General features: G+C 64.0%; 11 protein-coding genes and 1 tRNA gene. 2 read left to right on the top strand and 10 right to left on the bottom strand.

Annotated features, from left to right (window positions below):
• Positions 1-107: 107 nt before the first annotated feature.
• The 10 genes from FVF58_RS12275 to def all read right to left on the bottom strand — a co-directional run bounded on the left by FVF58_RS12275 (position 108) and on the right by def (position 10,147).
• On the bottom strand, positions 108-614 hold the full coding sequence (locus tag FVF58_RS12275; protein ID WP_149670164.1) for a site-specific integrase: 507 nt from the start codon (positions 612-614) through the stop codon (positions 108-110).
• 612 nt (positions 615-1,226) lie between these two features.
• Positions 1,227-1,302 (bottom strand) — tRNA-Phe (locus tag FVF58_RS12270).
• 128 nt (positions 1,303-1,430) lie between these two features.
• Positions 1,431-2,120 (bottom strand): response regulator transcription factor EsaR, encoded by a 690-nt coding sequence (gene esaR / locus FVF58_RS12265; RefSeq protein ID WP_149670163.1) that lies wholly within the window; start codon positions 2,118-2,120, stop codon positions 1,431-1,433.
• Positions 2,121-4,538, bottom strand: a complete 2,418-nt coding sequence (locus FVF58_RS12260; RefSeq protein WP_149670162.1) for a sensor histidine kinase — start codon at positions 4,536-4,538, stop codon at positions 2,121-2,123. It lies immediately after the preceding gene.
• Positions 4,528-5,127, bottom strand: coding sequence for a DUF4390 domain-containing protein (locus FVF58_RS12255; protein ID WP_149670161.1), 600 nt, complete (start codon positions 5,125-5,127; stop codon positions 4,528-4,530). The genes FVF58_RS12260 and FVF58_RS12255 overlap by 11 nt, the downstream gene beginning before the upstream one ends.
• A complete protein-coding gene (gene rsmB, locus FVF58_RS12250; protein ID WP_149670160.1) occupies positions 5,124-6,563 on the bottom strand; it encodes a 16S rRNA (cytosine(967)-C(5))-methyltransferase RsmB in 1,440 nt (479 codons plus the stop codon). Before rsmB ends, FVF58_RS12255 begins: the two co-directional genes overlap by 4 nt.
• 345 nt (positions 6,564-6,908) lie before the next feature.
• A complete protein-coding gene (gene htpX, locus FVF58_RS12245) occupies positions 6,909-7,766 on the bottom strand; it encodes a zinc metalloprotease HtpX (RefSeq protein WP_149670159.1) in 858 nt (285 codons plus the stop codon).
• A 105-nt stretch (positions 7,767-7,871) separates the two neighbouring features.
• Positions 7,872-8,513: a LysE family translocator gene (locus FVF58_RS12240; RefSeq protein WP_149670158.1), complete on the bottom strand. Its 642-nt coding sequence runs from the start codon at positions 8,511-8,513 to the stop codon at positions 7,872-7,874.
• Between the two features lie 112 nt (positions 8,514-8,625).
• Positions 8,626-9,612, bottom strand: a complete 987-nt coding sequence (gene fmt / locus FVF58_RS12235; RefSeq protein ID WP_149670157.1) for a methionyl-tRNA formyltransferase — start codon at positions 9,610-9,612, stop codon at positions 8,626-8,628.
• 31 nt (positions 9,613-9,643) lie between these two features.
• A complete protein-coding gene (def, locus tag FVF58_RS12230) occupies positions 9,644-10,147 on the bottom strand; it encodes a peptide deformylase (RefSeq protein ID WP_149670156.1) in 504 nt (167 codons plus the stop codon).
• A gap of 242 nt (positions 10,148-10,389) precedes the next feature.
• On the opposite strand from def, the gene dprA reads away from it, so the two are divergent.
• A complete protein-coding gene (dprA, locus tag FVF58_RS12225; protein ID WP_149670155.1) occupies positions 10,390-11,799 on the top strand; it encodes a DNA-processing protein DprA in 1,410 nt (469 codons plus the stop codon).
• An 80-nt stretch (positions 11,800-11,879) separates the two neighbouring features.
• Positions 11,880-12,257, top strand: a complete 378-nt coding sequence (locus FVF58_RS12220; protein WP_149670154.1) for a thioredoxin family protein — start codon at positions 11,880-11,882, stop codon at positions 12,255-12,257.
• The last annotated feature ends 244 nt before the right edge of the window (positions 12,258-12,501 follow it).

Raw genomic sequence — 12,501 nt, 5'->3', positions numbered from 1 at the left:
CCGTGTCGGCTGAACCACCTCCTGGACAACCTCGACTTCGTCCATCATGTACACCTGTCCATTTAAAATTTGAATGGACATGATCGTCGGGCTGCCCGGCTTGCCGTTCAAGATGCCTTCGCCTGGTGCTTACAGCGCTCGAACTGCGACAGCGTCTTGTGTTTGGTCACGAGTTTGAGCAGAAAGATATTGCCATTGAGCAGCTCCGCGAATTGGGTGGCGGCGCAGTGCCTCAGGTCATTCAACACCAGGTCCTCGATGGCTGCCCGCTCCAAGGCCCGGTTCCAGGCGGCCTTCAGCGCCTCGCCCGTCATCGGGAACACCCGGTCCCCGTCCGCGCCCCGCGGCAACGCCCGCACGATGTCCACGGCCTTGCGCGTGAGCGGCACCTCGCGGCCGCCGGCCTTCGCATCCCACAGCGCAAGAACGCGGCGCTCGCCGTCGATATCGCCCCACCGCAGTGAATGGCAGCTCTGACCGGCGCATCGCCATCTCCAGCAGCAGCGCCGCGAAGGTCGCGACGTACGGATTGCGAGACTATTCCAGGGCCTCCTCCGCCGCGCCAGCTCGTCGGGTGCCAGAATTCGGTTGCGCGCGTTGTCGATGACCGGCATGTCCAGGTCGTTCGCCGGATTCCGCCGCGGCGCCGCCCAGTTCCAGTGCCGTCGCGCGTGATTAAAAACTTGCGCAGCACCGCCTGCTCGGGCGTGATGGTCGGACGGCGTATCCCTCGTGCCGCAGCGCGTTGATGAACGCCTGCACGTGATGGCGGACGATGCTGGCCACTGGCATGCGCACGAGCCGTTCGCGTTGGGCCTCCGACTGCTCGCAGCGTTGCCAGCCTGATAGCAGGACTCACCCCGCGAGCGGATGCGCACCGCCCCCACCCAGTGCCTTCGGGATAGATGCTCGCCATCACGGCCCTCCCGCAAAACGCAGGGCAGGCTGGCGCGCCGGCATGCGGCCGCACAATCGGGTGGAAATAGAAAAATGGGACATGGCAACTCCTTGAACGTGGAGTTGCGTGTAGCGACCGGACCGGCCGGCGGAGACGCCCTAAAATCTTTGCGAGCGCACCGCGCCCTCCGCCGGTGTAGGCAGTCGTGCGCAGTCACACGCACTGGTCCTGCCAGAGGGCAGCCAGACAGACGCAAAAAAGGCCTCACGAGGAGGCCTTTTTTGTTCCTGCCACTGCGCTACCGGACTGATAACACAGCGATTTATTTTGGTGGCCTGGGACGGAATCGAACCATCGACACGCGGATTTTCAATCCGCTGCTCTACCAACTGAGCTACCGGGCCAACGAAGAACGAAATCATATCAAAGGGTCAGCAGCTGGGCAAGCCCCTTCGCGAAAAAAGTTGTCGAGGCAGGATGGGCGCACGGGAAGTGGGGCCCAGAGCCCGCGCTTGCACGCGCATTGTCGCGCTCACTCCCCTTTGTTCTTGCCCAGATCGACACCGAGCTGCTTAAGCTTGCGATACAGATGCGTGCGCTCCAATCCGGTCTTCTCCGCGACGCGCGTCATGCTGCCGTTCTCGCGCGCGAGGTGATATTCGAAGTACGCGCGCTCGAACGCGTCGCGCGCATCACGCAGCGGGATGTCGAACGAGATCGACGCCGTTTGCGCAGCCAGTGCGCCGCTGCCCATGCCATCGGTCGACAGCATCGGCAAGGCGGCAGCCGAGGCCACCGCCGATGCGCTGACCGGCAACACCGGCTTGGCCGCCGCACCGCCGGGCACACCCGCCGAGTTGCCGCGCGCGAGACCCTGCTCGACAGCCTTTAGCAGCTTCTGCAACGCAATCGGCTTCTCGAGGAAATTGAGCGCACCGATCTTGGTGGCTTCAACCGCCGTGTCGATGGTCGCGTGGCCGGACATCATGATCACCGGCATGGTCAATTGCCCTTGCGCGGCCCATTCTTTGAGCAACGTCACGCCGTCGGTGTCGGGCATCCAGATGTCGAGCAGCACGAGGTCCGGCGCCTGACGCAAGCGGAACTCGCGCGCCTCCTGCGCATTTTCAGCGGCCTCCACGACATGCCCCTCGTCGCTCAGGATCTCCGAGAGCAATTCCCGGATGCCCATTTCATCATCTACCACCAGGATGGTTGCCATTTACGCTGCCCTTGTCTGCACTGTTGCTTTTGTCTTTCCTTGCGACGCACTGCCGCCGTGCGCCGGTCGCGGCCCTGCACCGGGTGCCGCGGCATCGTCCGCCAGTTGAAGGAAGAGGATCGAAATCTGCGCGCCCTCGATCACGTCGCCCGCCTTCATACGATTGCGGATGTCGATGCGCGCGCCATGTTCGTCGACGATCTTCTTGACCATCGCAAGACCCAAGCCCGTACCTTTGGCCTTGGTCGTTACATAAGGTTCGAATGCGCGTGTGAGGATACGCGCGGGGAACCCCGGTCCGTTATCCGACACTGTCAGACGCACCGCGACGTGTACTTTGCCTTCCGCGTCGGGGTCTCCGTATTCTACTGTCCTCGTCTCGAGCAACACACGCGGATGATCGAGCTCGGCAACCGCATCCTGCGCGTTCTGCAGCAGGTTGTGAATCACCTGACGCAATTGCGTCGCGTCGCCGCGAATCGCCGGCAAAGCGGCAAGCTCCACCTGGATCGCGCCTTTACCTTCTTCGATACCGTACAACGTGAGCACTTCGCTGACGAGATCGTTCAGTTGCAGATGCGCGAGCACGGCCGGCGGGGTGCGCGCGTAGTCGCGGAAATTGTCCACCATCTGCTTCATCGCGGCGACCTGGTTCACGATCGTGGTCGCGCCGCGCTTCAATACGTCGGCATCGGATGGCGCGAGCTTGTCGGCGAGCTTCATCTGCAGACGCTCGGCGGAGAGCTGGATCGGCGTGAGCGGGTTCTTGATCTCGTGCGCGAGACGCCGCGCGACTTCGCCCCAGGCAATCGAACGCTGCGCGGAGATCACGTCGGAGATATCGTCGAACACGACGACGTAGCCGGAGGTCTGCATGTCTTCCGCATCGCGGTCGGTTGCCGACACGAGCCGCGCGCCGCGCACGAGCAACGTGAGCGGTTCGGTTTCGCCCGCCACCTGGATCGACAACTGCTGTTGCCAATGGCCGCGATCGTCGTGACCGTCGCCGCTCGCCGCCTCGCGATCGGCAAACGCCTTGCGGACCATGCCGCCGAACTCGCTCAGCGCGCCAATCTGATCGAGCGACGAACCGAGCACGGTCTGGAACGGCTGACGGAAAATCCGCTCGGCGCCGCGGTTCGCCGTGGTCAGTCTGAACTGACGATCGAACACGAACACACCGGCGGTCAGATTCGCGAGAATGCTTTCCAGATATGCCTTCGAATGTTCGAGCGCAATGCGGTTATTCTCGACCGCCGCGCGCGCTTCGGACAACTGGCGCGTCATCGCATTGAACGACTGCGTGAGAAAGCCCAGTTCGTCGCGCGATTTAATTTCGCGCTTCGGCGTGTAATCGCCTTCGGTGATTTCCTTGGTGCCTTGCGCGAGCAGGAACAACGGCCGCGCCAGCTGATTGCCGAGCGCGAGCGCCAGCATCATCGCGATGAAGGTGGCGAGGAACAGCGCGAGCGTCAGCGTGCCAATGTACATCTTGCGCAAACCGGTACGCCCGAGCGCCTTCTCCTGATACTCGCGATAAGCGCGCTGCACCGCATCCGCATTACGCGCGAGCGAGGGCGACACCGGCTGCGTGAGTTGCAGGAAGCGTTCGGTGGGCTGCAGCAGCGCAGCATTCGAATCCGGAATGCGCTGCACGACCCGCAGTCGCAGCACGCCCTTGCCGCCATGCGCGTGCGGATCGCCGTCCACTTCACCTTCGATCGCCGCATAGCCGCGGCCACGCGCCTGTTCGATCATCAGCGGCGTGGGCAAGTCGTTCGGCAAGAGCGTCGCGTAGTTGCTGGTGGCCTGCGCGACCACGTGCATGTCGGGTGTCGCGCCCGACATGCTGCGCGTGGGCTCGACGATGAGCGCGTCCTGCACGCCGAACTGATCGCGCAGACGCAACAGCGTGAGCGTGGTGCCGGCGGCATCTGCGCTGGCGAGCTGCTCGGACATCAGGCGACCCTTGGTCTGCAGATCGGACAGCGACGCGTCGAGCATGCCGCGCCCGAGATTCAGGCCGGAGGTGAGCGCGGTTTCGACGTTCACGTCGAACCACGATTCGATACTGCGCGACACGAACTGATACGAGACCACGTAAATGATCCCGCCCGGCACCACGCCGACCAGTGCCATGAAGAACGCGAGTTTTGCCAGTAGCCGCGTGCCGAACTTACCCTTGCGCAGCCGCGCGATGATGATGATGACGAGCGTCGCCACCACCAGCAGGAAGATCATCGCGACGACGACATTGGACGCGTACAGCCACTGGTAGTAGCGGTCGAAGAATTCGGTATTGGCGCTGGCGGCGGCCAGCAGCACGAGCAGCAACACGGCCGTGACCGCGACCGTCGACACCAGCACGCGCACGACGATGCTGCTGACACTGGTGGTTGAGCGCACTTTATTTAGCACGTTCGGTCGCCGTGAAGGTAAAGCGCTTCCATTCGGAGGCGAGGTTCCAGTCGCGGTTGTTCACCGCGTCGATCTGGAACGGCTTGGGCATCAGTGCGATGTCGAGCTGCATGCGCACCGACGCGTTGTAGGTCTCGCCGACCCGCACCTGGCTGCGGTCGATCACATGCCATGACGTGACGTGCTTGATCACCGCGAGCGCATCTTTGAGGGTAGTGAAACCAAGCTGCAAACCGCCCGACGACACGCTCGACACGCGGTATTCACGCGTGAGCGGCTGGAACGACAGGCGGATGCTCTGCGACACGCTCACCGGCTGCTCGTCGAACCAGTACCAGCGCGGCCGGCTCAACTCGAAGTCGCTCGTGAAATAAAGCGGAATGCCTTTGTTGACCGCATCTTCGAGGTTGCTGTTGAGTTCGAAATCGAAACGCGCGTCGAGACTCCAGCCGTTGTTGTCGGCCTGCAGCGACGCCCGCTGCACCGCGATCGAGTCAGCGTGCGCTGCGCCCGGCGCCGCCAGCCATACGGCCAGCGCAATGCAGAGCACGGCAGCGAGCCGAAGCGGGAAAAAGCGTTTGATGGTCACCGTTTCTGAAAGCGCGCGTAGAAAAATCCGTCGTGGTCTGAGTTCGCACCGGCGCTGTCTTCAGCGGGTTGTCCGGCATGGGAACCGGCCGATGTATCGGCGGGCGCGCGAGCGACCGAAGGTAAAAGTTGCCCCGGCGCGTCCAATCGTACCGCATCCTGGTACTTGTTTCCAAACCACTGCGCCTGCAACTCGCCTTCTTCGGGAAAGATCGAACACGTAACGTAAAGCAACTCGCCGCCTGGTTTCAGGAGTGGCCAGAGCGCGTCGAGGATGCGGCGTTGTTCGGCGACCAGCGCGGGAATGTCCGACGCGCGGCGCAGCCAGCGAATGTCGGGGTGACGGCGCACGATGCCCGACGCCGAACACGGCACGTCGGCGAGGATGCGGTCGAACGGCTGGTCGATGTCGTCGTGCCATTTCGCCGGCGCGCCCGCGTCGCCGATCCGCACTTCCGCTGCGAGCTGTAGCCGCTGCAAGTTTTCGCCGATGCGCCGCGCGCGCAACGCATCGCTTTCGAGCGCGACGAGCTGCAGATTGGCGAGTTCGAGCAGGTGCCCGGTCTTGCCGCCGGGCGCTGCGCACGCGTCGAGCACGCGCATGCCGTCACGCACGCCGAGCAGTTGCGCGGCGAGTTGCGCGCCGGCGTCCTGCACCGAGACCACGCCGTCGTTGAAACCGGGAATGCGGTCCACCGGCATCGGCGTGTCGAGCCTGACCGCGTAGTCCCCCGCTTTGGTCGCGGCAATGTGATGATTCTGCAGCACTTGCAGGTAGGCGTCGACCGTCGAGCGGCGGACGTTCACACGCAACGTGAGCGGACCTTGCGTGTTGCCGGACGCGAGCACCGCTTGCCATGCGTCGGGCCATGCTCGCTTCACCGCGTCGATCCACCATGCCGGATAGTTCCAGCGCGCGACTTCGTCGGCTTGCGCGGCGTTCAGTAGCGTCTCGCGCTCGCGCAGGAAATTGCGCAGCACCGCGTTGACTAGCCCCTTGGCAAACGCGAATTCACGACGCGCGCTGATGGCGCTCACCGCCTGATCGACCACCGTGAACGGCGCGTAGGCGGCATTCGCTTCGTCGTCGACCAGCAACGCGAGCGAGCAGGCGAGCACATGACCGACGTGCGGCGGCGGCGCTTTCTTCACCAGCTTCGAGATCAGCCATTCGGCGACGGCCAGACGCCGCATCGTGCGATACGCGATGTCTTGCACCGCGCCGCGCGCGGCGGCGGCGCTTCCTTCTGGCGCGGACACGAACACCGATTGCAGCGCGGCCGGCAAAGCCGCGCCGAGGCGCACGGCGCCGACGGCCTGCGCTGCGCAGTCGAGCGCAAACCCCAGCGATTCGGGCGCGAGATGCAGCGTCGACAAACGAGATTCGCGCGGACGCGCCGATGGGGAAGCAGAACGCGAAGAAGGCTTTGAAGTCATGAAAGAGGCAAAGGCAGGCCGCACGGTGCGCGCGACACAATCAGCGCACATTGTAGCGTGGCGCCGGGCGGCTGCCGCCGTGGGCGGCGGCGGCGGGCGGGTGACGGCGCTGTGTGGGCGAATCGGCGGCGGGCATAACGCGGCCAGGACCGGCAGCGGCGGATTGCCGGCGGCACAGGCTTGCGTTGTCGCGTGGTAAGAAGTTGCGCAAGACTCGTGGTCGCCAGTCGAAGCTTTTTCTTGAAGCCAGGCGTCTTCGACAAGGCTCGCGCACAGTCCCGGCGCCGGAAATAAAAAGGCGGGCCAACAGACCCGCCTTCATCGCTCCACGCGCACCGCGCGGGTTTAGTCGAAGCGCCCCGTGCGCGCCATCTCCATCAAGCGCGCGACACGTTCTTCAGTTGCCGGGTGCGTCGAGAACAGATTCGCGATGCCGCCGCCCGACAGCGGATTCATGATCATCATCTGCGCGGTAGCCGGATGCTGCTCGGCCACAGGAAAAGGAATCCCGCTCGCGTAACGATGGATCTTGTCGAGCGCCGAAGCGAGCGCTTGCGGATCGCCAGAAATCTGCGCGCCGCCACGGTCGGCTTCGAATTCACGAGCACGCGAAATCGCCATCTGGATCAGCGCACCGGCGATCGGCGCCAGCAACGCCACGGCGATGCTGGCGATCGGGTTCGACGGACGGCCGTTTTCGTCGCGGCCGCCGAAGAACATCGCGAAATTCGCCAAGGCAGAAATGGCGCCGGCCATCGTGGCCGAAACGGTGGAGATCAGAATATCGCGGTGCTTGACGTGCGCCAGCTCGTGCGCCATCACCCCGCGCATTTCGCGCTCCGACAGCACACGCAGAATACCGGTTGTGGCAGCGACCGCCGCATGCTCCGGATTGCGTCCGGTGGCGAACGCGTTCGGCGCGTCTTCGTTGATCAGGTAGACGCGCGGCATGGGCAGATTCGCACGCGTGGCGAGCTCACGCACCATGCGGTAGAACTGCGGCGCGCTGTTTTCGTCGACTTCCTGCGCGTTGTACATGCGCAGCACCATCTTGTCCGAAAACCAGTACGAGAAGAAATTCATCCCAAGGGCGATCACGAGCGCGATCATCATGCCTCGCGACCCGCCAATCATCCCGCCGATCACGATGAAAAGGGCCGTGATCGCGGCCATCAACATCGCGGTTTTGACCCAATTGAACATGTCTGCAACTCCTTGCCCTAAGCGCGGGCTCCATATCTGCGCCGCGCGATCGCGGCGCCCGATTGTAAGCGAAATGTTAGATATGGGCAGGTCAGGATAATTCAATCATCTTGATGCGGTGGCGAGCTTGATACCCAAGCCGACGAACGCGCTGCCGACGCCGCGGTCCAGCCACTTCTTCACCAAAGGCTTGCCGGAAAAGCGCTGCGTCACACTGCCCGCGATCCACGCGACAAAGCTGTTCCAAAGCATGCTCATGGCCACAAACACCGCGCCGAGCGTGAGGAATGCGGGCGCTTTCTGATCGCTGCCGGTCGTCACGAATTGCGGGAAGAACGAGACGAAGAACAGCACGACCTTGGGGTTCAGCACATTGGTCCAAAACCCTTGCAGGAACAGCTGCTTCAGCGACTTGGGCGCGCCAGCTGCGCGCGACTCGCCCGCCGCCTCAGCGGCCGCGGGTTTGGTGAATATCAGGCGCGTGCCCAGATAGATCAGATAAATGGCGCCGGCGAACTTGATGACGGTAAACGCCGTGGCCGACGCCGCGAGCAGCGCGGTCAACCCAAACGCGCACGCAAGCGAATGCACGCAGCAACCCGCCGAGATGCCGAGTGCGGACATCAACCCTGCGCCCCGGCCCTGAGCGACGCTACGCCCGACGATATAAGCCGTATCCGGACCGGGCGTCACGTTCAGAAGAAAAACCGCGACGACAAAAAACTCGAAATGGGTAATGCCGAACATTGAGAACCTCGGAAACTGTGCCGTTGCATAGGCGATTCTAACGCGCGGCGGACTCGCGGCGGGACTCACGAACATCGGCCGAACGGCAGATGTTCGAGACGTTCGCAGACCGTTACTTTGCTTCGGGAAGTTGGAAACGCTGGCCCGCGGCGAGTGGCGAACCGGCCAGGAATTCACGCACCGGCAGGCGCTTGCCGCCGGGTTTCTGCAGTTGCGTGAGACGCAACGCAGCTTCGCCACAGGCAACGACTACGTCCTCTGGAGAGACTTCAGTAATCGTGCCGGGCGCGCTGCCGGCTTGGGCATCTGCGCTGACCGCAGCCCAGATCTTGATCGAACTGCCGTCTTCGAGCGTGCCAACACCGCCGGGAAACGGGTCGAACGCGCGCACCTGGCGCGCGAGCACCGCGGCCGGGCGGCGCCAGTCGAGCGTGGCCTCCTGCTTGCCAATCTTTTCCGCGTAGGTCACGCCGTCCGCCGGTTGCGGGGTGGAGGCCAGCTTGCCATTGCGCTCCAGTTCGATCAGCGCTTCGACGATCAGCTTCGCACCGTCCTGCGCGAGACGGTCGTGCAAGGTGGCGGTGGTGTCGTCGGCGGCAATGCGTGTGCGCGCTTCGGAGATCATCGCGCCGGTATCGAGGCCGGCGTCCATCTGCATCAGCGTGATGCCGGTTTCCGCGTCGCCCGCTTCGATCGCGCGATGGATCGGCGCCGCGCCCCGCCAGCGCGGCAGCAACGACGCGTGAATGTTAATGCAGCCAGACGGCGCGATATCGAGCACTTCCTGCGGCAGGATCAGCCCGTAGGCCGCGACCACCATCACGTCATGCGGCGTGACGCGCAGTTGATCGATCGCGGCGGCGGCTTCCACCGGATATTTGCCGGCGCGGCGCAGCGAAGGCGGCTGCGCGACCGCGAGCCCATGCTCCTGCGCATAGCGCTTGACCGGGCTCGCCTGCAATTTCATGCCGCGTCCAGCGGGCCGGTCCGGCTGAGTCAGCACGAGCGGCACCGGAAAACCGGCACGGTGAATCGCGGCCAGCGCGGCCGCGGCGAACTCCGGCGTACCGGCAAAAATGACGCGCAACGAATGACTCATGAACGGGGGCGGTAGACGAGGTGGACGCGCATTACATCGCGTGGGCGAGCTTCTTCATCTTGCTCTTGATACGCGTCTGCTTCAGCGACGACAGGTATTCCACGAACACGCGGCCCATCAGGTGGTCCATCTCGTGCTGAATGCACACGGCGAGGAGCCCCTCGCAATCCATCTCGAAGGTTTCGCCCTTCTCGTTCAGCGCGCGCACACGCACTTTCTCGGCGCGCTCCACGTTGTCGTAGATGCCCGGCACGGAGAGGCAGCCCTCTTCCGACAGCTTCCTCTCATCGCTCGACCAGAGGATTTCGGGATTGATGAAGGCGAGCAACTGATCGTGCGTGTCCGACACGTCGATCACGACCACGCGTTCATGCACGTCCACCTGGGTGGCGGCGAGGCCCACGCCGGGTGCCGCGTACATGGTCTCGGCCATGTCCGCAACCAGACGGCGGATGCGGTCGTTGACTGTTTCGACCGGCTTCGCAATCTTGTGCAAGCGCTTGTCGGGGTAGTTGAGGATGTTCAGTAAAGCCATGATTTTGAGTGTGATTTGAGGCGCCGCTGACCGTTGGAGGATTCGCGTTGGCCTTTCGGCCAGGTTGTGAGCCCGTCGCATTGCGCAGAGGATAGATGGTGTCGAACCGGTTCGATTCAACGCGCTCCGTGCGCCAAACGACGAGCCCGCGCGGGTGGGCGCGGCGCTGCAGTTATTTCGGATGATGAAAATTTTAGCATGGTGCCCGCCTACCCGCTGGCCCTGAGGAGGAGCGACTCGCAATGCACACCTTGCCCGCAACCGATATTGAACTCGCCGCCTGGCTGCGGCTGTCGCTCGCGCCGGGGCTGAAGCCCACGTCGCTGCGGCTGATGCTGAGCACTTTTGGACTTCCGGAGGCGATTTTCAGCCAATCGCCGGAAGCGCTAGCCGAAATCGCCGGCGAGGCCGCGGCGCGCGCCGCGCTGGCGCCGACGGGTCCGGAATTCGACAGCCAGCTCGACACCGTGATTGCGTGGCGCGAGCTGCCCGGCAATCAGGTCGTGACACTGGATGACCCCGCGTACCCACCCGCGCTGCTGACCATGCCTGACCCGCCGCCGCTGCTATATATAAAGGGCCGGCTCGATCTTTTGCATACGAGAGCGGTCGCCCTGGTGGGCAGTCGCAGCGCGACGCCGCAAGGCGTCGAAGACGCGGAACGATTCGCGCGGGAGCTGTCGGCGGCGGGGGTCACGATCGTGTCCGGGCTGGCGCTCGGCATCGACGGCGCCGCGCATCGGGGCGGTCTGGCAGGCATCGGCGGAACGGTCGCCGTGATCGGCACTGGCGCGGACCTCGTGTACCCGGCGGCGCATCATGCGCTGGCGCGGCAAATTGCGGTGCAGGGCGCCATTGTCTCGGAATGGCCGCTCGGCACGCCCGCGCGCGCCGCCAATTTTCCGCAGCGCAATCGCTTGATCGCTGGGCTGGTCAGTGGCGTGGTGATCGTCGAAGCGGCGATGCGTTCGGGCTCGTTGATCACCGCGCGGCTCGCCAATGAAATGGGACGCGATATTTTCGCGTTGCCCGGCTCGATTCACGCGCCGCTGTCGCGCGGGTGTCATCGGATCATCAAGCAGGGGGCAAAGCTGGTGGAGACGCCGGATGAGGTGTTGGAGGAACTGGGCTTTGCAAGGCGGCCGGCGGTCCGTGCTGCGCCGGCGTCGAAGCAAACCGTTTCGTGGGACGGCCTGGATTCGCGGAATGCGCGGTCGGTCGATACTTCGCCGATGGCCCACCCGAACCTGGCAACTGCGCACTCGTGCGAAACGGTTGTAACGGACTCGGGCGCAACGGACACACGGACAGCGGCTGCGCTTGACTCAACCACGGTGCAAATGGCAGCCGGGACTCGACCGGAATCGCCAGCGGTTGCAGCCACGCGCGCAACGGCGGCAGCCACAACGGCTTTCGCAGAAGCAGAAGCGCCACCGCCAGCGCCACCCGCCAACCCAGTCAATTCCGAAGCGCAGCGACTCCTCGCGGCGCTCGGCCACTCGCCCACCACGCTTGAAATTCTCGCCACCCGCACCGAGATGGAGGACGCGGCCCTGCAAACCACATTGCTGCAACTGGAACTTGCCGGCCAGATAAGCGTGCTGCCCGGCGGCCGCTTCATGCGGGCCACCCACAGCCCGACCCCGCCTTGATCAGGGTTGACCACCCTGCGGGATCGGCCATGCTACATTCGCGCCAAAGCACCTGACAAAGTACGCAAGGAACCCACCACATGCCCGCGCTGAATCTCGACACCGACCAAGACCGGATCGCCGAGCGCGTCAACGAACCCGAAACGCTGTTCGTTGCCTGCCTGTGCGCCGAGTGGTGCGGGACCTGTCGTGAATATCGGGAAGCCTTCGACAAACTGGCCGACCGGCATCCGGAAATCTGTTTCGCGTGGATCGATATCGAAACCCATGCGGATCGCTTCGAGGATCTGGATGTCGAGAATTTCCCGACCATACTGATCGAAGACTCGGTAACGACACGCTTTTTTGGCACCGTTTTGCCACAGGCGGCGATTGTGGAGCGGATGCTGTCGGACCTTACGGCCGTGCCTGGCATCACCGGCGCGCCCAAGCTGCGGCCCGCGCTGACGGTCGTTTGAACGCGATCCGGTCGGCGCGCGAGCCTCGCGGCAAACACATGTTGGAAGCGATGCACAGCGTATTCGCCGCAACTTGCCCGATGGCCGAGCGCGCACTTATGATGGCGCGCTTTTATGGCACTTGACACGCCGCCTTCGCGCCGTGTGCTATAAAGCGGTCGTCAATGGGTCACAAAGGTCGCAAACGAGGGTCGCGCGCTAATTTGGCGCACTCAAGGCCATCAACCCTGATCTACCAACCTCA

The sequence above is a fragment of the Paraburkholderia panacisoli genome, from assembly GCF_008369935.1.
GTDB classification, from domain to species: domain Bacteria; phylum Pseudomonadota; class Gammaproteobacteria; order Burkholderiales; family Burkholderiaceae; genus Paraburkholderia; species Paraburkholderia panacisoli.
Note: the sequence above shows the minus strand (reverse complement) of the source record. Positions and strands in the feature narration are given on the sequence as shown.